Source organism: Clostridium sp. E02 (assembly GCF_003833015.1).
GTDB lineage: Bacteria > Bacillota > Clostridia > Lachnospirales > Lachnospiraceae > Lacrimispora.
Genome location: NZ_RJLQ01000006.1, coordinates 1 through 23530, shown reverse-complemented (window position 1 = coordinate 23530; position 23530 = coordinate 1). Strand labels below are relative to the sequence as shown.

At 38.7% G+C, this 23530-nt stretch carries 20 protein-coding genes; 19 read left to right on the top strand and 1 reads right to left on the bottom strand.

The window, feature by feature from the left end; genetic code table 11:
- The first annotated feature begins 62 nt into the window (after positions 1-62).
- The 17 genes from EFT72_RS05575 (at position 63) to EFT72_RS05495 (ending at position 18990) form a co-directional block, all read left to right on the top strand.
- Positions 63-1076, top strand: a complete 1014-nt coding sequence (locus EFT72_RS05575; RefSeq protein WP_347561848.1) for an ABC transporter ATP-binding protein — start codon at positions 63-65, stop codon at positions 1074-1076.
- Positions 1077-1078: 2 nt separating this feature from the next.
- Positions 1079-2050, top strand: coding sequence for an oligopeptide/dipeptide ABC transporter ATP-binding protein (locus EFT72_RS05570; RefSeq protein ID WP_124065926.1), 972 nt, complete (start codon positions 1079-1081; stop codon positions 2048-2050).
- Between the two features lie 304 nt (positions 2051-2354).
- Positions 2355-3110: an ABC transporter ATP-binding protein gene (locus EFT72_RS05565; RefSeq protein WP_124065925.1), complete on the top strand. Its 756-nt coding sequence runs from the start codon at positions 2355-2357 to the stop codon at positions 3108-3110.
- Positions 3110-5062: an ABC transporter permease gene (locus tag EFT72_RS05560; protein WP_124065924.1), complete on the top strand. Its 1953-nt coding sequence runs from the start codon at positions 3110-3112 to the stop codon at positions 5060-5062. Before EFT72_RS05565 ends, EFT72_RS05560 begins: the two co-directional genes overlap by 1 nt.
- A gap of 130 nt (positions 5063-5192) precedes the next feature.
- On the top strand, positions 5193-5816 hold the full coding sequence (locus tag EFT72_RS05555; protein ID WP_124065923.1) for an undecaprenyl diphosphate synthase family protein: 624 nt from the start codon (positions 5193-5195) through the stop codon (positions 5814-5816).
- A 98-nt stretch (positions 5817-5914) separates the two neighbouring features.
- Positions 5915-6310 (top strand): hypothetical protein, encoded by a 396-nt coding sequence (locus tag EFT72_RS05550; RefSeq protein ID WP_124065922.1) that lies wholly within the window; start codon positions 5915-5917, stop codon positions 6308-6310.
- A gap of 38 nt (positions 6311-6348) precedes the next feature.
- A complete protein-coding gene (secD, locus tag EFT72_RS05545; protein ID WP_124065921.1) occupies positions 6349-8532 on the top strand; it encodes a protein translocase subunit SecD in 2184 nt (727 codons plus the stop codon).
- Between the two features lie 96 nt (positions 8533-8628).
- The gene (locus EFT72_RS05540) at positions 8629-9141 is read left to right on the top strand and encodes a ferritin (RefSeq protein ID WP_124065920.1); all 513 of its coding nucleotides are present in this window, start codon (positions 8629-8631) and stop codon (positions 9139-9141) included.
- A gap of 101 nt (positions 9142-9242) precedes the next feature.
- Positions 9243-9701, top strand: coding sequence for a LytTR family DNA-binding domain-containing protein (locus EFT72_RS05535; protein ID WP_124065919.1), 459 nt, complete (start codon positions 9243-9245; stop codon positions 9699-9701).
- Complete coding sequence (locus EFT72_RS05530; RefSeq protein WP_124065918.1) at positions 9698-10120, top strand: DUF3021 family protein; 423 nt, start codon at positions 9698-9700, stop codon at positions 10118-10120. The genes EFT72_RS05535 and EFT72_RS05530 overlap by 4 nt, the downstream gene beginning before the upstream one ends.
- Positions 10121-10225: 105 nt before the next feature.
- Positions 10226-10741 (top strand): DUF6622 family protein, encoded by a 516-nt coding sequence (locus tag EFT72_RS05525; protein WP_124065917.1) that lies wholly within the window; start codon positions 10226-10228, stop codon positions 10739-10741.
- A 122-nt stretch (positions 10742-10863) separates the two neighbouring features.
- The gene (locus tag EFT72_RS05520) at positions 10864-11793 is read left to right on the top strand and encodes an AraC family transcriptional regulator (RefSeq protein WP_124065916.1); all 930 of its coding nucleotides are present in this window, start codon (positions 10864-10866) and stop codon (positions 11791-11793) included.
- Between the two features lie 206 nt (positions 11794-11999).
- Complete coding sequence (locus tag EFT72_RS05515; RefSeq protein ID WP_124065915.1) at positions 12000-13316, top strand: extracellular solute-binding protein; 1317 nt, start codon at positions 12000-12002, stop codon at positions 13314-13316.
- A gap of 33 nt (positions 13317-13349) precedes the next feature.
- A complete protein-coding gene (locus tag EFT72_RS05510; RefSeq protein WP_124065914.1) occupies positions 13350-14243 on the top strand; it encodes a sugar ABC transporter permease in 894 nt (297 codons plus the stop codon).
- Complete coding sequence (locus tag EFT72_RS05505; protein ID WP_243109954.1) at positions 14236-15042, top strand: carbohydrate ABC transporter permease; 807 nt, start codon at positions 14236-14238, stop codon at positions 15040-15042. Before EFT72_RS05510 ends, EFT72_RS05505 begins: the two co-directional genes overlap by 8 nt.
- Positions 15043-15064: 22 nt before the next feature.
- Positions 15065-17113 carry a beta-galactosidase gene (locus EFT72_RS05500; RefSeq protein WP_124066063.1) on the top strand — a complete coding sequence of 683 codons (2049 nt, stop codon included), beginning with the start codon at positions 15065-15067 and terminating at the stop codon, positions 17111-17113.
- Positions 17114-17379: 266 nt separating this feature from the next.
- A complete protein-coding gene (locus tag EFT72_RS05495; RefSeq protein WP_124065913.1) occupies positions 17380-18990 on the top strand; it encodes an endo-1,4-beta-xylanase in 1611 nt (536 codons plus the stop codon).
- Positions 18991-19093: 103 nt separating this feature from the next.
- Here EFT72_RS05495 and EFT72_RS05490 read toward each other — a convergent pair whose 3' ends face one another.
- Positions 19094-21430 carry a glycoside hydrolase family 95 protein gene (locus EFT72_RS05490; protein WP_124065912.1) on the bottom strand — a complete coding sequence of 779 codons (2337 nt, stop codon included), beginning with the start codon at positions 21428-21430 and terminating at the stop codon, positions 19094-19096.
- 108 nt (positions 21431-21538) lie between these two features.
- Here EFT72_RS05490 and EFT72_RS05485 point away from each other — a divergent pair, with 108 nt between their 5' ends.
- A complete protein-coding gene (locus EFT72_RS05485; protein WP_164473086.1) occupies positions 21539-22375 on the top strand; it encodes an AraC family transcriptional regulator in 837 nt (278 codons plus the stop codon).
- Positions 22376-22436: 61 nt separating this feature from the next.
- Positions 22437-23441, top strand: a complete 1005-nt coding sequence (locus EFT72_RS05480) for a LacI family DNA-binding transcriptional regulator (RefSeq protein ID WP_124065910.1) — start codon at positions 22437-22439, stop codon at positions 23439-23441.
- The last annotated feature ends 89 nt before the right edge of the window (positions 23442-23530 follow it).

The following is a 23530-nucleotide window of genomic DNA, read 5'->3' as shown; positions in this document are numbered from 1 at the left end:
CAGATGAATTTGAAAAGAAAAGGAATCGGAACGTGATACCGAGAGAAGAATACGTTACGGAAATGAAAAATTCCGAAAACGTGGTTGAATTTGATAACCTTCATACTTATTTCTTTTCTGATGTAGGGATTGTTAAATCCGTAAATGGGGTAACCTTTGATGTACCAAAGGGGAAAACAGTAGGAGTTGTGGGAGAATCGGGCTGTGGAAAGTCAGTCACAAGCCTTTCCCTTATGCAGTTGGTGCAAAGACCTCAAGGGCAAGTTGTAGAAGGTGCCATACGGTTTCATACAGGAAAAGAAGTCGTGGATGTTACGAAAATGCCTGCGAGAGAGATGCAAAAGCTTCGGGGAAATAAGATTTCCATGATATTTCAGGAACCAATGACGAGTCTTAACCCAGTCTTTCGCATCGGTTTACAGGTAGATGAAGTAATCAAACTTCATTTTCCCGATATGAAAAAGGAAGAGGTTAGGAAACGTACGATAGAAATGCTTGAGCTTGTTGGGATTGCCAATAGTGAGGGGGTATATAAAATGTTCCCTCATGAGCTTTCTGGTGGTATGCGTCAGCGTGTCATGATTGCCATGGGACTTGCATGTGATCCGGAACTGATTATTGCAGATGAACCCACAACCGCCCTTGACGTTACCATACAAGCACAAATTCTTGATATTCTAAGGGATTTAAAGAAGCGGATCAATAGTAGTATCATGCTGATCACCCATGATTTGGGGGTAATTGCAGAGATGGCGGATCTAGTTGTGGTTATGTATGCGGGTCGTGTAATTGAGAAGGGAACTGCAGAGGAAATATTTGCTAAGCCCAGTCATCCTTATACCATTGGACTTATGAAAAGTAAACCGGCGGTAGGCAGAAAGATGGATCGGTTATATAGTATTCCAGGAAAAGTACCCAATCCAATTAATATGCCGGATTATTGCTATTTCAAAGATCGATGTGAACAGTGCATAGAGGCTTGTGAAGGAAAATATCCAGATCAGGTTCAGCTTTCTCCCACGCATTTCGTAAGCTGTTATCGTTATGATCACCCGACGGGAAAGGGGGAAAGTTAAGTATGGCAGACAATATATTAGAAGTAAAACATTTGAAAAAATACTTTCCCATTAAAAGCGGTGCTCTGGGAAAGGGGAAAGGAGCATTAAAAGCAGTCGATGATGTTAGTTTCTCCATTGAAAAAGGGACTACCATGGGACTCGTGGGAGAGTCTGGATGCGGAAAGTCCACAACCGGAAGAACTATTTTAAGACTTATGGAGAAAACCGATGGAGAAGTATTGTTTCATGGGATTCCAGTTCATAGTTTGAACAAAAAAGAATTACGAGATTTGCGTACGAAAATGCAGATAATCTTTCAGGATCCATATTCCAGCCTCTCCCCAAGACTTCCGGTAGGAGAAATCATTGGTGAGGCAGTCAAAGAACATCATTTAGTCTCAAAAGAAGCGTATGAGGGACATTTAAATAAAATTATGGCCTCCTGTGGATTGCAGCCTTATCATAAGGATCGCTATCCCCATGAATTTTCAGGTGGACAGCGTCAGAGAATCTGTATTGCAAGAGCATTGGCGCTAAATCCTGAATTTATTGTGTGCGATGAACCAGTTTCAGCCTTAGATGTATCAATCCAGGCACAGATCATTAATCTGTTAGAAGATTTACAAAAGGAATATGGGTTGACTTATTTATTCATCTCTCATGACCTTTCCGTTGTGGAACATATCTGTGATACAGTAGGAGTCATGTACTTAGGGGGATTGGTTGAGACGGGAACAACAGAGGAGATTTTTACAAATCCCCTTCATCCATATACCCAGGCTTTGTTTAGTGCAATCCCAATTCCAGATCCAACCGCCAATGTTGACCGCATTATTTTACAGGGGAATCTCCCATCCCCAGCGAATCCCCCAAAGGGCTGTAAATTCCATACAAGATGCAGTAAATGTATGGAGATATGTAAGGATATTGTGCCAGAGGCAAAAGATGTAGGTGCTGGACATGTGGTCAGATGCCACTTGTATGATTCATAAAAGTCAGGTACGACTTCCATGTGTTCTAAAAGATATCCAATGGGGTACAAATGTATATAATTGTTAACATTAAAAATATAATGTCATTTAGAAAAGAAAAATTAATACTTACAATTAGCGGTTTTGAGTGTTTCGGAGCCGCTTTTATTATGGGCAGTTATCTGTGTTTTTGTGTAAAAGTCTTGACAGTATCAAAAGATGAGACTACAGTATAATATAAATAAAGACAAATTATTGAAAAAATAAAAGTTCCTAAATAAGATTGCAAAAGACAGATTGCTAGAAGAGGAGGAGCACAAGAAAGATGAGAGAAATCCTAAGTGTAAACCACTTGAAGAAAAAGTATGGTTGTGACGATAATACTTTGTTAGTAATTCAAGATATTAGTTTCAAGGTAATAGAGGGAGAATTTATTAGCATAATGGGTTCTTCCGGTTCAGGGAAAACCACCCTATTAAACTGTATCTCTACAATTGATGATGCAACAGAGGGGAATGTATTAATTGAAGAAACTGATTTAACAATGCTTAATGAAAGTCAAAAAGCAAAATTTAGAAGGGAAAATCTTGGGTTTATTTTTCAAGAGTATAATCTTTTAGATACGTTGACTGTGGAAGAAAATATCTCATTGGCACTTACTTTAAATCATTTGTCAGTAGCTAAAATAAAGGAAAAAGTAAGTGAGATAGCAGAACAATTAAGTATAAAACATATACTTACAAAATATCCATATGAAATTTCGGGTGGCGAAAAGCAGAGGTGTGCGTGTGGAAGAGCTGTTATTCATTCACCAAAGCTTGTGTTAGCAGATGAGCCAACAGGAGCTTTAGATAGTGGGAATTCAAGAACATTGATGGAAACAATTGATTTTATGAATAAAAAAATGGGAACTACTGTTATGGTTGTTACACACGATAGTGTTGTTTCTTCTTATGCGCAACGAGTTATATTTATAAAAGATGGTAAAATTTATAACGATATAGTATTAAAGAAAATTTCATTAGAGGAAAAGCGGAGAAAGATAATGGAGATAGAAGAGGAAATGAGGAGGCAGAGTTAATGTATGTAAAACTGGCCATAAGAAATATAAAACGAAGCATAGTAAATTATATTACATATTATATTACAATTATAATTGCAATAACATTGATGTATTCTTTTACTGCATTGGCCTCTTCAAAAGATATTATGTCTCTTAGCGATACCATGCCTGTATTTAAAAACAGTATTATACTATTAACATTTTTTGCTTCAATAATTATTGCATTTGTAATTGGATATGCAGCTGATTTTATGATTGGACAGCGCGAAAAAGAATTTTCTGTCTACAAAATTATGGGAATGGAACAGAAAAATATTAACAGATTATTTTACTTGGAAAATATTATGCTGTTTATTTTGGCTATGAGTATAGGGGTAGTTTTAGGCGCATTATTTGCAGGAGGTATGACTTCCTATGTAATGAGTATATTTCATAGTACACATCAATATAGTGTAAATTTGTCCGGGTTCCCAATTTTTTATACAATTATTTTTAGTATACTAATGCAGATAATTTCTACCATCCGTATCATCCGGAATCTAACCAGAAAAAAGATAATAGATTTAATGTATGGTTCTCAGAAAAATGAAGAGGCATCAAAAAAATACTTAATTAAGCAAAAAAAGATGTTTTTTATTGCTTTGGTGTTGTTTCCATTGGGTATATGGTTTGTATGGTATGGACTTGTCTGTAGTTCACAAATGGCTTGGATTTATTTAGCTATAGCTACTATATGTATCTTGTTTAGTATTCTTCAGGTATACAGATATTTCCCTGTTGTGCTTACAGCATCATTAAATAAAGTAGAGAAATGGAAATTCAAAGGAACCAACTTATTTCTAGTGAGGCAATTTAGTTCAAGATTTAATTCGACAGGAAAAATAATGGCTGTTATTGCAGTTTTATTAACGTTAGCAATGAGTACGATAGCTGGCGGATTGTTTATGGGAGCAAGTTATACTGTAAATATTGAGAATTTTGCTCCTTATGATATTGCAATAAAAATAGATGCAGATATAGAAAGTTTTGAAAAGGAATTAACCTATATTAAAAAGCAAGTTGACGTTAAAGATTATGTGGACTATAAGCTTTATGAGACAGCAGAGTTACCTGAATTACCAATACTTGCAATATCTGATTATAATCATATAAGAAAACAATTAAATTTAAAGCCGGTGAATCTAAAAGATAACGAATATATAGTCCATTGTGAAGAAATATATACCAAAGAAATGCTAGATAAGATCAATGAACAGCCAACGATTCGTATTGTAAATAATAATCTTTTACCAGCAGTTACTGCAGTATACACCGAAGGAATTGAGCAATATTGGATGGTAGGTTCCAATGGCTATGCATTAGTAGTACCGGATAAGGTGGTTAAAGGATTGTCAACACAAAAATCAAGATTAATTGTATCAACGAACCCTGCGGCACCAAAAGAAATGAAAAAAGAATTGTATACTGTAGTTAGCGAGCATTTAAAGCCTTATATTATTGAGGGAACTTTATCGCAGCATACTACGATTGGCGTATTAGTTAAGACATGGACGGTTGCAAATTCTTTGACCGGATACACGATTACCTCTTTTTGTTGTCTATATTTGGGAATTATCTTTACTATATTAGTAGGAGCTTTGCTAGCATTTCAACAGATGGCTGTAGCGGAAAGTAACAACAAAAAATATACAATTCTCTATAAATTTGGAGTTCCTTGGAAACAGATTAGTTGGCTAGCATTTAAAGAAATGTTATTATTTTTTTTGACTCCCATTCTTATGCCTTTTATTGTTATATTTTCTCTCGCTGGTATATTAAATAGGATTCTGAGAGAGCAGATGCTAGATATTAATATTATTTTAAAATATACTGGGTTAGCAGTTGCTATATTTATGGTGATTTACATATTTTATTTTGTCATTACTTTTTACACCTATAAAAGAATTGCATTGCAACAACATAGGAGATAAGGAATTATAGTCATGACAGTATAAAAAAATATTGTATAGGATTAATTGTACAAAATATGTTAAGAGCAATAAAATATGGGAATAATATGGTAGGACTTCCCGTGAGTGGGAAAAGAATGGAGGGAATGCCATGAGAATTCCAAAGCATATCGGAATTATACCCGATGGAAACCGACGTTGGGCGGTACAGAAAGGAATGAAGAAAGAGGATGGGTATGACAATGGGATCTTTCCTGGAATGACTCTTTATCGTATGTGCCGTGAATTGGGTATTGAGGAGATGACCTTCTATGGGTTTACCGCAGATAATACCAAACGTCCTACTATACAAAGAGAAGCGTTTTCCAAGGCATGTGTAAAGGCAGTGGATGTATTGTCGAAAGAAGATGCAGAGCTTTTAGTACTTGGTAAGACGACATCCCATGTGTTTCCAGAAGAATTAAAACCTTATACTGACAGAGTTCGGTTTGGAAAAGGCGGAATGAAAATTAATTTTTTGATTAATTACAGTTGGGAGTGGGACTTAGGGCTTAAAGATAAAGTTATTGGTCCAGAACTAAAGACCTCTAAGGTATCTAGAATTGACTTGATTATTCGATGGGGTGGAAGAAGGAGACTGTCTGGCTTTTTACCGGTTCAGTCTGTTTATTCCGATCTCTACGTTGTAGATGATTACTGGCCAGATTTTAGGATCGAGCATGTGAATGATGCTTTGGAATGGTATTCTAGACAAGATGTAACATTAGGTGGATAGAAAAACAGGGTTTGGTCGGTTAAAAAAATATTGTATTTGAAAAAAAATTGTTGTATACTGCTCACAGCATAGAGTCAATTACAGCAGGAGACAGACCAATGATAATTCAGAGTAATAGAAGAAAGCCCATGCATAGAACACTTGCATATTTGTTATGCGTCGCATGGTTTTTTGCTCAACTGAATGGAAATTATGACTCAGATCAGGGGAAAGGGGTGTTTACTTTTTCCGGGTCTGTTTCTTGCGGAGATTTTTATCATAAAAGAAGCAATTGGGACGCAGAGATCCCAGAAGTATTTGAGGAAGAAACGGATCAAATTTCTTTGACTCATTCCATCCATTCCGATATTAGTTTTCCTACTTTCTTTTTCTTCTTCCCCCTACTGTTTGGGCTGGTAGAAACCACAACTCTCCCCAAAGATTTGATTGGCAGGCTGTTTTTGATCCAATATATCCACGATTCAGATGGTGAAAAAGGATCTGCAGGCATTTAAAATGCAGATAGAAGATCAATCAGAAAAGAGGATAATTTATGAAACCAGGAAAGAAATTATTTGCTGCAATTTTGCTTGTTATTGCAGCGTTTGTTTCTATTGCAATTTTTGGGGCAGGAGATAGCATCAAAGGTGCCTTTGACATGCGTTTAGGAATTGATATCAGAGGTGGCGTAGAAGCAATATTTGAGCCTCAGGGAATGGACCGAAAACCAACCGTGCAGGAGCTTGATTCTGCCAGGGAAGTAATTGAAACCCGAATGGATAATCAAAACATAACAGATCGTGAAGTAACGGTTGATAAAAAAGCCGGATACATCATTGTTCAATTTCCATGGAAATCACAGGAGACAGATTTTAATCCAGAAGATGCCATAACAGAACTTGGTGCAATGGCAGAGCTTACATTTCAAGACCCCGATGGAACGGTATTAATTCAAGGGAAAAATGTGAAAAATGCAACACCAGAGATGAAAAATGCCAATGGAGCGAAACAATATCAGGTGGCTCTGACGTTTGATTCGGAAGGGGCAAAGCTGTTTGAAAATGCAACAAAATCGTTGATTGGGAAACGATTGGGAATCTATATGGACAAAGATCAAATCTCCAATCCTACGGTAAAAGCAAAAATTTCAGGAGGTCAGGCCGTTATCACCGGAATGGAATCCTATCAGGCGGCAAAAGATCTGGCAGAGAAAATCAATGCAGGAGCCCTTCCATTTTCTTTAAAAACAACGAACTTTTCTACCATCAGTCCTTCCCTTGGAAGCAATGCTTTGACCATCATGGTATATGCCGGCATGGTTGCATTTTTAATCATATGTCTGTTTATGATTTTATGTTACCGGCTTCCAGGTGTGATTGCTTGTGTGACTTTGGTGCTGCAGATGAGTTTACAAATGCTCTCTGTTTCCATTCCACAGTACACACTGACATTGCCGGGAATTGCGGGTATGATTTTGACCTTGGGAATGGCGGTGGATGCCAATATCATTATTTCTGAACGTATCTCCGATGAACTGAAAAAGGGCAGTTTTATAAAAGCTGCCATACAGACCGGTTATAAAAATGCGTTTTCTTCTGTTTTAGATGGGAATGTGACCACCGCAATTATAGCAGTGATCTTAATGTTTTTAGGTTCAGGAACTATGCTAAGTTTCGGTTACACTCTGCTTATGGGTATGATCGTAAACCTGTTGGTTGGAGTAACGGTATCCAAACAGTTGATTCTGTCTTTGGTATCGTTTGATTTCTTTCGAAATACAGCATGGTTCAAGATTCGAAAAGACAAAAAAATCTTACCGTTTTATCAAAAGAAATATATATTTGCTTTTGTTTCCGGATTCGTGCTTCTATCTGGTATTTTGGGGTGTTTCTTTTTTGGAGTGAAACTGGATACCAAATTCACCGGAGGTGCGGTATTAACGTATCAGATATCCGAGGGTGCAGATACCAGTAAGATCCAGGGGGCTGTGGAAAAAGAAACCAATCGACCGGTTACGGTTCAGATAAAGGAAGATCCCATGTCTGGTCAGAAACGTCTTTCTGTAACGCTTGCAGGCAGTTTAGGAATGTCTCCCAATGAGCAGAAACAAATAACGGCGGTGATCAACAAGATCACAGGAAATGGCGAAGGCAAGGTCTCTGAATCTTATGTGGTAGAACCTTATATAGGGGCCAAGGCTCTTCGAAATGGGGCAACAGCCATTGCCTTATCTATGCTTTTTATAGTTGGGTACGTGTGGGTCCGTTTCTCTGTTATCTCAGGACTCCCTGCAGGAATTACAGCCATGATAGCCTTGTTCCATGATGTACTGGTGGTGTTTTTTGTATTTGTCCTGTTTCGGATTCCACTCAATGACGCTTTTGTTGCAGTGGTATTGACAATCATCGGTTACTCCATCAATGACACCATAGTTATCTACGACAGGATAAGGGAGAATCGCAAACAGAATTTAAAGATGCCAGTAGAGGACCTGACTAATATTAGTATTTCACAAACTTTAAAACGCTCGGTTAATACTTCGTTTACAACTGGGATTTGTGTATTTATATTACTGGCTGCTTCGTATCATTTTCAGATTCAATCAATCATGGAGTTTTCATTACCCATGTTTTTTGGAGTTTTGACGGGTTGTTATTCCTCGATTTGTGTTGCCAGTCCTCTCTGGGCCATGTGGGAAGTAAGAAAAATGAAATTGTCTGACGTTAAGAAAAAATGATATTTTTTGGTATGCTATTGAATAATTATGATAAAAATGTTAGAATATAAGAACAAGTAATTTGAAAATATGCCCAAGAATAAGGAGGACATTACGATGCTAAATAAAGAAATTGTTAATATGTTAAATAAACAGGTTAATTTTGAATTCTATTCGGCTTATGCCTATCTGGATATTTGCAATTATTATGCCGATTGTAATTTAAATGGATTTGCAAATTGGTTCAAGATACAAACCCAGGAAGAACGGGATCATGCTACATTATTCATGGATTATTTGCTTCATAATGGAGATAAAATCGTATTGGATGATATTAAGGCTCCTTCCTATGAGTTTAAAGACTTCCGCCAGCCCATTGTGGAGGCGTATGAGCATGAGATGAAAGTTACAAAAGCCATACATGACATATACGGAGCTGCTTATGAGCTGAAAGATTTCCGTACGATGCAGTTCCTTGACTGGTTTGTAAAGGAACAGGGGGAAGAAGAGAAGAATACAGATGAGATCATTAAGAGATATGACTTATTTGGGTCTGATTCCAAAGGATTGTATATGCTGGATTCTGAACTATCCTCTAGAGTTTATACTTCGCCAACGTTGGTGATCTGATTGTAGATGGATGATTCAATCGTTTGATAAAAAGCAGACCCTGCCGGGTTCTAGGATCCGGTGGGGAATGCTTTTTCTATTTTTAGAGAAGGAGCTAAGGAATGAAAGTTCAGATAGATATTATATCCGAAGTAGAAGAGGAAGTGGTTCATTTTCAGGTTCACAGTGTGGAAAAAAACATAAACCGGGCCATTCAGATCTTAAATTCGGCAGAAAAAGATGCAGGCAGCCTTCTTTGCAAAAAAGACGAAACATTTTATAAAATAAAAAAAGACGATATCTTTTATCTGGAAACGATGGATCGGAAAGTTTTTGTCTATACGGAAAAAGATACATTTGAAATTGCAGAAAAACTGTATGTACTAGAGGAACAGCTTTATCCCTATGGATTTATTCGAATCAGTAAATCTATGCTTTTAAATTTTAATCAAATTTATTCGTTCTATCCAAAACTAAGTGGGAATTTAGAAGCGTTACTTTTGAATCAGGAAAAAGTCATCATATCAAGGCGGTATGTGGCTGGTCTAAAAAGAAAATTAGGAATGGGGGAGAACGAATGATAGTTCATAAAATAAATAAAATAACCCAGTTAACAGCAATGATTTTTACTGGGGTCGTATTAATTGAGTTGCTAACCGGAAAGCAATTAAATAATCAGTTCCTATATGAGATTTTACTTAGTGCCTTTGGAGCTGCAGTGATCAAACGCAGTCTTTTTCAGGGAATCTTATTTGACTCTTCTTTTTTTAAGCAAGCAGTTTATTTGATCGCTGTTTGGGTGTATTGTATTCTGTGTAATTACCTGTTTAACTGGGGACTGACAATAGAAGGGATTGCTTCTATACTTGCCATAGTTATCATTCTTTATATTGCCATCCGTTTGCTAACGTATCAATTTGATAAAGCAGAGGTAAAGAAGATGAATGAAAGATTAGAAAAGAAAGAAGATAAAAAAATTCATTCGAAGTCACCCAAATAATAAAACCGCTTAAGAAGAAGGAATGACCGCTTGCGTATTGAGACCTTGTTAAATCTTTTGGATGATTGTAATGTGGGATCATAAAAAAGAAAGAAGGAAATTATTATGTTTATCATTGAAGTCTTAACGCAGACACCAATTATTGTATGGGTGTTATTGGTAATATTAATCAAGAGAGGGCAAGCGGCCACTCAGGATGCCAGAATTTCATTTTCAAAAATGTTATTGGTTCCAACCATATTTATTATTTGGGGTCTGATGAAGCTTTTTACAAAGTTTGCTTATTTTGGAGAATCGGTTTGTGTCTATGTAGTACTGGCAGCGATTGGATCTATGGTCGGTTATTCGTTGTATTCCCGGTTTCGTAAGGTTTATAAAAAGGAAAATGATTTCTATCGTACGGGAACCTATCTTCCGCTAATGATCATACTAGTTAACTTTTCTGTGAAATATTGTTTGAATGTTGCAGTCAGCATTCAGCCTTTCCTTTACAATAACTTCGAATTCAATCTGCTTTACTCCATTGCTTGTGGATTTTCTGTAGGGTTATTTATTGGTGGGCTGTTACAGGCATATGTAGCATGCAGCAGATATGAGGTAGAGGTAAACTTTATATCATAAATGAAACCATTCTTCCCCCTTTTTCCCTTGCATTTGTCATAAAGTGGATTATAAAATATAAATATCATATTTTCAAAAAATATGAAAACTAAAAACTGTATAATTATCGGGGGATAAGAGTTATGTCAAAACAGAGAGAGAAGGTGGAATTTCGCTATTATGAGATTCCAAACGGGGAACCAGTACTGGCTTTATTTGGGGAAGGTTGGATCAGGGAGTATGGAAGGCACGTCAAATACCTTCATTTTCATAATTTAATGGAGATAGGCTATTGCCATTTTGGCACTGGGGAAGTTGTGTTGGGTCAGGAACGCATTCCCTTTTCTCCTAAATCTATTATGATCGTACCTCCAAGGCTTCCTCATACCACCAACAGCGAGGAAGGGACACAAGGATATTGGGAATGGCTGTATGTGGATATGGAGCAAGTTCTCTGCAACTGGTTTGTAAAGGATCCGCTGAGTAAAAAAAATATACTAAAACAGATCCAAAGAACTGGTTATTTATTGTCAGGGGATGAGCATCCTTCTTTATTTCGAGTGATAATTGGGATTATAGAAGAAGCACGCATGAAAAAGCCATATTATAAAGATAACATCAGGGGACTTTTACAGGCATGGCTGACTGAATTATTACGGCTCTCCGATGCCGAAGTGAATGTGATGCGTAGAAGACCCCACACAGCATTGATTTCCGATGCGCTTAATTACATATCAGAACAATATTTAAAAGAAATTAAAATAAAAGATTTGGCAGTTCAATGCAATATGAGTGAAAGTCATTTTCGTCGTGTCTTTGAAGATGGAATGAAAATGAAGCCATTGGAGTATATAAATTTAATCCGAATTCAACAATCATGTGAATTTTTAAAGAACACGGAAAAATCCATGGATGAGGTAGCAGAATCCTCTGGTTTTGCATCAGTTTCTGCATTTAACCGAAACTTTAAGAAAGTGATGAGCTGCTCCCCATATCAGTGGAAAAAATCGAAGGAAAAGGATGAGAATCGACTGGATCATTGTCAGATCAGTACACACAAAGGCTGGCAATGATCTGAATGGTTGAATTTGCGCTTTTTTTAATTAAATATAGATGCTTTCAAATTTGAAAAATTGGTATAATGTTGTTATCCGTTTCATGAAATAGATAACAGTAGGATACCTTTTTTTTATGGAGAGAGCTGCATGTTTTATCTGCAATTTTTATGAAAAAAGTTAGAGATTCTCAAAATAACGAAAAAATAAGGAGGAAATTTGTTATGAAAAGAAAAATAGGATCAATTTTACTGGCTGGTGTTATGGTATTATCCTTAGCTGCCTGTAGTAGCACAACGACACCACAAAAAAATGGTGGGGAAAAGAGTGGGAATGCTAAGACGGACAATGAACTGACTGTTTGGTGTTGGGATCCGGCCTTTAACGTATATGCGATGGAAGAAGCAGCAAAAATTTACCAGAAAGATCATCCGGATTTTAAATTAAATGTTGTAGAGACCCCTTGGGCAGATGTCCAGACCAAGCTGACCACAGCAGCAACGTCTGGGAACTTAGATTCCCTACCAGATATTATGCTTTTACAGGATAACGCATTTTTAAAAAACGTAATCAGTTATCCAGATGTATTTAATAATATGACGGATAGCGGAATCGATTTTACTAAGTTTGCGAAGGCCAAAACTGCATACTCAGTGGTAGAGGGGAAAAATTATGGAGTTCCGTTTGATAATGGAGCCGTGGTTGCCTGTTACCGTACCGATATCTTAGAAGAAGCAGGGTATACGGTGGATGAATTTAAGGATATTACCTGGGGCCAGTATCAAAAAATGGGGGAAGATATCCTTAAAAAGACGGGGAAACCGTTGTTATCTTGTCAGGCAGGAGAGTCGGATCTGATCATGATGATGTTACAGTCTGCCGGAGGAAGTCTATTTGATCAAGACGGAAATCCAGCCATGATTGGGAATGAAAAACTAAAAAAAGTGATGGAAACGTATGCGGCTTTGGTAAAAAGCGGAGTGTTAATAGAAGTCAATGACTGGGATCAATATATAGGTACATTAACAAATAGTACCGTAGGTGGAACCGTCAACGGCTGCTGGATTCTGGCAAGCATTCAAACCGCAGAGGATCAGTCTGGAAAGTGGGGGCTTACTAATATGCCAAAACTGGAAGAGGTTGATGGGGCAACCAATTATTCCAACAATGGAGGTTCGAGCTGGGCGGTGACAACAGCATGTAAAAATCCGGAACTGGCGTATGATTTTCTGGCAAAAACATTTGCAGGAAGCACTTCTTTTTTTGAAACCATTCTTCCAAAATCCGGCGCACTTTCTACTTATCTTCCGGTAGCAGATAGTAAAGTATACAAAGAACCACAGGAATTTTTCGGCAATGATCCAATCTATGCCATGATCACAGAGTTTGCATCAAAAACGCCGTCAAATAATACTGGTGTCTATTATTATGAGGCAAGAGATGCGGTTGCCACTGCCATTACAAGAGTCGTTGCAGGTTCAGATATTGATTCTGAGATAAAAACTGCAGAGGATACGGTGAATTTTGCAATGGGAAAATAAGGTAGAATCAGGAATAAGAGAGGTGGTATCATCGTGGTAAGATTAAAGAAAAACCGAACGTTAGGACAGAAGCAGAGCCGGGCAGGCTGGATCTTTTTGGCACCTGCAGTTCTACTACTAGTAATTATGAGTTTTGTTCCTATGATTCAGGCTTTGTTTTTATCCTTCCGTACCGGGCTCGGTGCGGCTATGAAATGGACTGGGGCAGGAAACTATATCCGTATGTTTCAGGATCCGATTTTTGTCCAGGCGCTTACCAATAATTTTACATATCTGTTAATACAAGTACCAGTTATGTTGATTCTTGCTCTGATCCTAGCTTCGTTACTAAATAAGAAAGAACTTCGGTTCAAGGGACTGTTTCGTACTGCCATATTCCTCCCATGTGCCACCTCTTTGGTTTCCTACGCAGTCATATTCCGTTCTTTATTTGCCATAGATGGACTGGTGAATACTGTGCTCATCAAACTGGGGTTCTTCACAACGGGATATAACTTTCTGGGGCATCCAAACAGTGCCAGAGTTGTGATTATACTGGCACTGATCTGGAGGTGGACCGGATATAACATGGTGTTTTATCTAGCTGGACTTCAAAACATTGAATATTCTGTTTACGAAGCAGCTAAAATTGACGGAGCATCTCCTCTTCAATGTCTGCTTCGTATTACCATACCTTTGTTGAAGCCAATGATACTGCTAACCGCCATCATGTCGACCAATGGAACTTTGCAGTTATTTGATGAATCTGTGAACTTAACATATGGAGGTCCTGCAAATGCAACCATTACCATGTCCCATTATATTTATAATGTATCCTTTAAATATGTTCCAAACTTCGGATATGCGGCGGCCATGTCGTATGTGATTCTTATTCTGGTAGCATTACTGGCCTATATACAGTTGAAGGTAGGTGATAAACGTGACTAAAGGGAAAAAAATACTTTCTTATGGTTTTTTGATCCTGGTTTCTGTCCTATCGGTATTCCCTCTTTACTGGATGGTGATAGCGGCAACCAATAAAAGTGTGGATGTATCGAGAGGTACCTTGATGGTGGGAACGGCGTTATTTGAGAATTGGAAGAATCTTTTTGCTTCCCAGAATGTTGCCCGTGCCTTGTTTAATTCCTTTCGGTATTCCATTCTTATGACCCTGATTTCCTTGCTTGTCTGTTCTTTGGCAGGTTATGGTTTTGAAGTATTTCATGATAAGGCAAAAGATCGGGTGATGAGTGTAATTTTGCTTGCAATGATGGTTCCGTTTGCAGCAACCATGATACCTCTTTATCAGATGTTTTCAAAGGCAAGACTGCTCAACAGCACCTTGGGCTTTATTTTGCCTACCATATCAACTCCGTTTTTAATCATGATGTTTCGTCAGAGTGCAAGATCTTTTCCCTCTGATATTATGGAAGCAGCAAGACTGGATGGTTTGACTGAATTTCAGATCTTTTATCGAATGTTTCTTCCTACCATGCGGTCTACTTATGCAGCGGCCATGACCATCACCTTTATGAATGCATGGAATAGTTATTTATGGCCGAAGGTAATACTTTCCGATGTTAATAGTATTACCATGCCCATGATGGTAGCAAATTTAACGGAAGGATATGTGACAGATTACGGTGTTTTAATGCTATCCGTGTTTATCTGTACGATGCCAACGGTCATCATATTCTTTTTATTACAAAAAAGCTTTGCAGAAGGAATTACAGGTGCGATTAAGTAAAAATAAGCAGGAAGGTGATATTATGAAACACACTGGTTTGTGGTATGGAGGGGATTATTATCCGGAACAGTGGCTTTCTAAGCCGGAGATTTTAAAGACAGATATAAACTATATGAAGAAGGCTGGTATTAATACGGTTACAATGGGAATTTTTTCTTGGTCTTTTCTAGAACCAGAAGAAGGAACGTATTGTTTTGACTGGCTAATAAAACGGGTGGATGAACTGTATGAAAATGGAATCAATACCATTCTGGCAACTCCTTCTGGTGCTCGTCCCAAATGGATGTCAGATCAGTATCCGGAGGTTTTAAGAGTGGATGAAGCCAGGCGGCGGCATTTGTTCGGAGGACGTCATAATCACTGCTATACCTCTCCAGTATATAGAGAGAAGGTAAGACAGATAAACAAACGCCTAGCCGAAACGTTTGGATCTCACCCAGGCATATTGATGTGGCATATATCAAACGAATATGGGGGAGAATGCCATTGCCAATTGTGTCAGAACGAGTTTCAGCGTTGGTTAAAAAAAAGGTACCAATCTATAACACGACTTAATGAATGCTGGTATACTGCATTCTGGAGCCATATCTATTCCTCTTTTGAGCAGATAGAGAGTCCTTCTTCCATGGGAGAGTCGGAGATCCATGGGCTGAATCTGGACTGGAGACGTTTTGTAACAGAACAGACTACAGATTTTGCGACATGGGAAGTGAAAGCATTGAGAGAGGGAGGGGCCTTTCAACCGACTACCACCAATTTGATGTATGATTTTACCGGACTTAATTATGACAGACTCACCGATGCCGTGGATGTGGTATCCTGGGATACCTATCCATTGTGGCATAAAAAGGAGGAAATACTGACTGCAAGAGAGAATGGGTTGCAGCATGATTATATGAGAAGTTTGAAGAAGTCTCCTTTTTTACTTATGGAATCCAGTCCAAGCAGTACCAACTGGCAGGGAGTCAGCAAATTAAAACGTCCCGGTCTTTTAAAGCTGGCATCTCTTCAGGCGATTGCCCATGGTTCGGATAGTGTGCTTTTTTTTCAGATTCGGCAAAGCTGTGGAAGTTCCGAAAAATTTCACGGGGCTGTGATCGATCATTATGGGGGAGAGGATACAAGAATTTTAAAAGAAGTTAGCCAGATAGGAGAAGACCTTTTAAGCCTTGGGGAGCTGGCGAATACCAGCGTTCATTCAAAGATGGCACTGATCTGTGATATGGAAAGCCGTTGGGCCATGGAAGATGCACAGGGACCTAGAAACAAAGGTCTTTTCTATCATGAAACCTGCGTTAAAATCTATCGTGGGATGAGAAAACTGGGGTTTGATGTCGATGTCATATCTATGGAACAAAGTCTGGCTGGATATGAGCTGGTAGCAGCCCCTATGCTGTATATGTTTCGGAACGGAATAGAAGAGAAGTTAAGTCGATTCGTGGAAGCAGGAGGACAGTTGATAACGACTTACTGGTCTGGGATTGTCGATGAGTTTGACCGTTGCTTTATGGGAGCAGTTCCTCATGGATTAAACCAGGTTCTTGGTCTTCGCAGTATGGAGATCGATGGACTCTATGATGAGGAGCGTAATGGTATGATACCTTCCAACGACAGTAAAAAGAAAGGAAGATATGAATGTAGAAATCTCTGTGATTTGGTAAGTCTTAATGGTGCAAAAGCACTTTTCGTATATGAAGAAGATTTTTATAAGGGATATCCAGCACTAACGAAAAACCATTGGGGAAAGGGGACTGCTTACTATGTTTGTGCGGATGCAAGTCAGGAATTTTATGATGATTTGTTCCAGGAGGTAACCGTTACCGCTGGTATTGCCCCTGAGTTTCCCGGAACAATACCAGAAGAACTTGAAGTGACAACGAGAGAATCAGAAGACTTTCACTATGTGTTTTTGCAGAATTTTTCAAATAATAAAATTAAACTATGTCAGGAGTTTTATATGGCGGTAAAAAAAGGCAGCTTGGTCTATGGCACATTTACAGAAAATGGTGGAATGAATGGATATGAAACGATCATCGTAAAATTCGCCCGTTCCTCTCAAAAACAGACTTGATCGCCATCCTATCTATGTAGATTTCCTTGCTTTATTAAAAATAAAAGTAGTATATGTAATAAAACATTAAAAAAAAAATTACTTTTTGTAATATTGTCTGTTTTATACACATATATTATAATATACAAGTGTACTTTGACAAATGGTATCTTCATGAAACAGTGAAAGAAATAAGCCAAAGAAGGAGGGGAAAGAGAAAAAGGCAGAGCTTTCGTTTGGAGTGCAGATACGATTTGTTATAAGATAAATAATAAGGGGGTAATGAAATGAGAAGGTTATTGAAAAAAATAGCAGCAACATGTTTGACACTGACACTTGCACTATCGTCCTTTGGGATATCCATGGCAGCCACTAGTGGCCAGAACTTATTGAATACATATGGGGAAAAATTCGAACGAGTGGGAACCTGCGTGACATTGAGACAATTACAAGATCAGGGAACTTTAAATATCATCAAGCAAAGGTATAATAGTATAACCCTTGAAAATGAGATGAAGCCAGATGCATTGCTTGGACAATCTCCCAATCTGATTTCTGTTTCACAGGCGAAATCTATGGGGTATTATATTCCGGATGGATATCACGAATCCACGGTTCCACGAATTAATTTTTCGACTGTGGACAAGGTATTGGAGATTTGTGATAACAACGGACTGGGGGTAAGGGCTCATACGTTGGTTTGGCATGGGCAGACTCCGAACTGGCTGTTTCGGTCAGGCTACCAGGGCAATGCTGGTTTTGTGAGTCAGGCAGTCATGAACGCACGTATGGAATATTATATTAAAAACGTCATGAACCACGTTTATACAAACGAACATGGGAAAGTGGTTTATGCTTGGGATGTGGTGAACGAATATCTTCACTCTTCAAATGAATCCGGATGGCTTAAAATCTATGGGAATATTTCAACCAGTCCTCAATTTTTAAAAGATGCCTTCCGTTATGCCCATGAAACATTAAGCTATTTCAACCTGACCGATCGTGTCAGTCTGTTTTATAATGATTACAATGAATACATGGAAGTTTCAAAAATCCTCAAGTTGGTTCAGTTTATCAATTCAGGAACCAAATACTGCAATGGCGTGGGTGGACAGTCTCACCTAAGTACTTCATTCCCAAGTGCTTCTTATTACAAAGATGCATACACAGCCTTTAAGAATGCTGGTTTGGAGATGCAGATTACAGAACTGGATGCAGGTGCGAATTCAGAATCAAGTCAGGCTTCTTATGTGTATGATGTGATGAAGGGAATTTGTGAAGTGAAGAAGGCAGGAGGCAACATTACCGGAATTACCTGGTGGGGACTTTCCGATGATGTGTCATGGAGAAAAGAAAACAGTCCATTGCTTTTCTCAAACATAAACACACCAAAAGCATCTTATTATAGAACAATTGATGCCTTTAATGACGTATTTGGCACTCAGACAGGTACTACTTTATCCGATGGCTGGTATTATGTTAAAAATATTAATTCCCAAAAATATTTAACCGTAGCAGGCAATTCCGGTGCAAATGGATCGAATGTGGAGATTAGAACCGGCAATGGTTCCAATGGACAGAAGTGGAATTTAAAAAATCTTGACAATGGGAACATTACCTTGACTTCCAAACTAGGGAATTTTTCTCTGGATGTAGCCAATGGGGAAAATGCAGATAAAGTCAATGTTCAGATTTATAGTGCCTATGGCGGAACTTCTCAGCAGTTTAAACTGGCTCCAGGTAATACAGCTGGACAGTATGGAATCTTAACAAATGCAAGTAATGGGACAAAGTCACTGGATGTGTATAATCTTGGGAAAGAGGATGGTACCAATGTATGTCAATATACATATCGTTCTCAGAACAATCAGCTTTGGATCTTTGAACCCATAAGATAATTTACGAAACCAAAAAAAGCTGCCGTATCACAGAGATTTGTTTTACTCATGTGATGTGGCGGCTTTTTTGATCGAATTAGAATCCGTTCTTATAAAATCATGATTAATTAAAATGATCGGTGGTAATTGTTAAAGGCTGATCGTTTGAAAGAGATACACGAATTTCCCGGTCCTTAAGTTTGAGGGTGATTTGCTGTGCCTTTTTGGAATGGATTTTTGCATAATCCAACTGATTGTCTTTGAAATAGAGATCTACAGCCAGATTTCCCCGGCAGCACAACCCTTTGATCGATCCGTCCCGAAAGGCAGAAGGGAGTGCTGGCAAAAGGTGAAGAAAACCGGGTTCACTTTGTACAAACATCTCTGCGATACCAGCCGATGCACCGAAATTCCCATCAATCTGGAAAGGGGGATGGGCATCAAACATATTGATATAAAGCCCAGATCCATCTGAGTGGCTTTTGTTATTTAAATCAGCGGGACGCATGATTTGTTTTAGCATTTCATAGCATTTATCCCCATCATAAAGTCTCGCCCATAAGCAGACCTTCCATGCCTGTCCCCAACCAGTACCCATGGAACCACGGCAAAGCAGAGCTTCTTTGCAGGCTTTGGATAGCTCTGGATCCTTTCGGGGAGTGATCTCCATAGAAGGATATAGACAGTACAAATGGGAGGAATGTCGGTGCAGTGGTTCTGTCTCTTTATAATCCTGGCTCCATTCCAATAACTGTCCTTTTGATCCGATTTGATAGTCAGGTAGTTTGGAAAGAATGTGCTGAAATGTTTGTTTGTTGTCAGTTCCCATTCCAGTTATGTCAATCCCTTTAAGCGTGGAAGAAAATAATTCTTTTAAAATGGCAATATCAACGGCAGGCATTACATCAAGGTGATAGCGTTCTCCTTCATATTCGTATTCATTCTCAGGAGAGATGGACAGTCCAGTCACCAGGTGTCCATTCTTATCCTCAATTAAATAATCCACATAAAAGCGACAGGATTCAAGGAGAACAGGCATAGCTTTCTCTCTTAGAAATGCTTCATCTCCTGTATAAAGGTAATGATCCCATAAATGCCTGCAAAGCCATCCGGAGGATAAGGGCCATACAGAATAGCTTGTGCAATCCATAGCCTCCTTTCCTGGAGGACCAACGGGTGCTGTCTGTGCCCAGATGTCTGTATTGTGGTGGGAAACCCAGCCCTCGCATCCATAGTGAAGTTTTGCTGTTTTTTGCCCGTTCTTTGAAAGGTTTAAAATCAACTCAAACAGCGGATTGGTATATTCCGATAGATTGCAGGTTTCCGATAACCAGTAATTCATTTCCGTATTGATATTAATGGTATAGTTGCTGCTCCATGGCGGACGGATCTCCTGATTCCAGATCCCTTGTAAATTGGCGGCCAAAGAGCCAGGGGCAGAACTAGAGATTAATAAATATCTGTTATACTGAAAAAATAAGGCACATAACCCTGGATCGTTCACTCCTTGGTTAAAATCCAGGATTCGTATATCCGTGGGAATATGGCTTCGATTTTCGCCAAAATAAAGTTCCATTCGATCAAAAACTGGGCAGTAGTAGGTCAAATGCCTGTTAAGTAATGCTTCATAAGACTGTTTTGAGGCCATGCTGAAATAGGATTTGCACCTTAGTTTGGCATCTGCATCTGGAAGCTGATCAAAGGAGACAAAACTTGTTGCCAGTGAAACGAAAATAACGGCCTCAGAAGCGTTGGTTAATGCAATGGAATCACTTCCATAAGTTACGGTACCATCTGTAGTTAGGATCTTAACTCTGCCCTCAAAAGAAACCGTAGTCTTCGTATTGTCATATTGGACTGGCTCATCGGAATCATAGTAGATTGGCATATCCACGGCTGGTGCTTTTCCTTGTAAGATCAAATGGTTTTCATTTACAGAAGAAGAACTTGTTAACAAGCTATCCATCTGAATATCCAAAGATAAAACTTTTAAAGATGCCCGTAATCGAATGACCAAAAGCTGATCTGGATTGGAACAGAACATCTCCCGATGATAATGGACCTTTTGGCAGGTGTATTGAACCGTAGTGACAGCTTTATTTAGATTGAGTTCTCTCCGGTAGTCCGTAAAAGGCCCGGTATGATGAAAATGAAACCGGAGGGTACCAAAAGGCAAGTAAGATTCGGTCCATTGACCGAGCATATGCTCGTTGGTAAGGGTATGTGCTTTTTTTAGATCGCCTTGCAGCATAGCGTTGCGTATAGGGTCTAGATAATCTTTGGCATCTGGATTGTTCTTTTCTTTGGGATATCCTGACCATAGAGTCTCTTCATTTAATTGTATGCACTCTTCGTTGACCCCTCCATATACCATAGCGCCAATCCGTCCGTTACCAATGGGAAGTGCTTCCACCCATAACTTTGACGGTTTTGTGTACCAGAGTGTTTGGGATTGTGTCATGTGTTTCCTCCTTCGGCGTGATAGATCTATTCTATACGATTGATTTGGCTTGAATCAATCTAAATATTTTGATACTATATGAATATATTGAACAGGGGAGGGGCAAAGATGAACAAAGAAAATGCATTTCCAGTTATTATGGATAAAGACAGACAATTGCCATTTTATGTTATGGGGATTGGCTGTGAAGAATATCAAAATCATATTCGACGCAAGGCAGGACTTCCTTCGAATCAAATTGCTATTTGCACCAGTGGTTCGGGCATGTTCCTGGTTGATGGAAACGTGTTTCCGATCCATACTGGAATGGCATTTTTTTTGAAGCCAGATATGGCCCATGAGTATTATCCGGTGAAGGAACCGTGGACGATCTTATGGATTTTGTTTGACGGGTTTGGAGCCAATGCATTGTATCAAGCGATGAATTTTGATCAGTATGGAGTGAGTAAGGTAAAGAATGTAGAAGAGATCATTGCGGATTATAATCATCTGTATCAGCTTATATCAGGAAAAGGCAGTAACTATATGTTGGAAGCATCCGGGATTCTCTATAATCTTCTGATCCAAATTGGCTGCGATTTGACAACTCCAATGACTGGTAAAATCACGAAAATCAACGAAAAGCTGGATCGGGTGATTGATTACATCAAAGAAAACTTCAATAAAGAAATAACGCTTTTGGATCTGGCAGACATTGCTGGAGTTTCTTCCTCTTATTTATGCAGAATTTTTAAACAAACCTACCAGGTCACTCCATTTACCTATACGATTCAGTACCGGATTTGCGCTGCAAAGGAAAGAATAATCAGTGACCCAGAAAAAAGCATTAAAAGCATTGCCTATGAGACCGGTTTTAGTGACTGCAGTTATTTTGGAGCTTTGTTTCGGGATAGTGTAGGGTGCTCTCCTGGTGAATTTCGAATGCTTTATACGAAAAACAGATAGAAATAGTTAAAATAGGAGTAAATTATTAAGTCCCATAAATAAATGGAAAGATGGAAATTATATGGAAAGTATTAAAGAAATAGCGCAAATGTCAGGTGTTGCAAAAAGTACGGTTTCCCGTTATTTAAACCAGGGATCAGTCAGTGAAAAAACGGCTGAAAAGATAGAAAAGGTGATTAAGGATACGGGCTACACCCCCAATCAGTTTGCTCAGAGTTTAAAAGCAAAAAAAACAAAAATCATAGGTGTAATTATCCCAAGGCTGAATTCCAATGCAATGTCAGAAACTTTGCTTGGGATTGATGATGTTTTACAGGAACAGGGGTTTCAGATGATTATATCCAACACCAATCAAAGCATTGAACGAGAAATCGAGAGTATTGAATCTCTGGCCAAACAGAAAGTGTCGGGGATTGTACTGGCAGCGACCCAGATTACCGATGCACACAAGCGTGTGTTCCAGACAATCAATATTCCCATGATTCTGATCGGGCAGCAGGCCAAGGGGGTCCCCAGTGTAATTCACGATGATTTTCATGTTGGTTATTGCATTGGATCGTATCTGTTTGAGAGGGGGCACCGAAAAGTTACCTATCTGGGGGTTCCAGAGACAGATGTGGCGGTAGGGCAAATAAGAAAGCAGGGAGTCATTGAGGCTTCTAAAAAATATAAAGATGTCGATTTACAGATAGAAGAGACCTCTTTCTCGTTTCAAGATGCCATAAAGGCAGCTCAAACGGTTTTGAAAGAGCAAAAACCCACCGCCATCCTGGCAGCTACGGATACAATTGCCGCAGGTGTATTAAAAGCCTGTTATTTGCAGAAGATAAAAGTACCGGATAAATTATCCATTGCAGGAGTGGGAGGAGATAAAATTACGGACTTGGTTTATCCTGGGATTACAACGGTCCAGTTGTTTTTTCGCAAGGCGGGGCAGAGTGCAGCGGTTAATCTTTTGAAATTATTGGAGCATCAAAAAATAGAAGAGGTACTGGTCTCTCCTTATCGTTTGATTGAACGTTTTAGTGTGTCAACCGTTTTTGAAAATGTCCCGAAAAAGTTTTAACATAAGCACCAGTTTTCTGGTGCTTGATTTAACCAGGTACTATTAGTTTTTGGGTAACTTTAATAAAACTACAGTTACCTGCTTGTAAA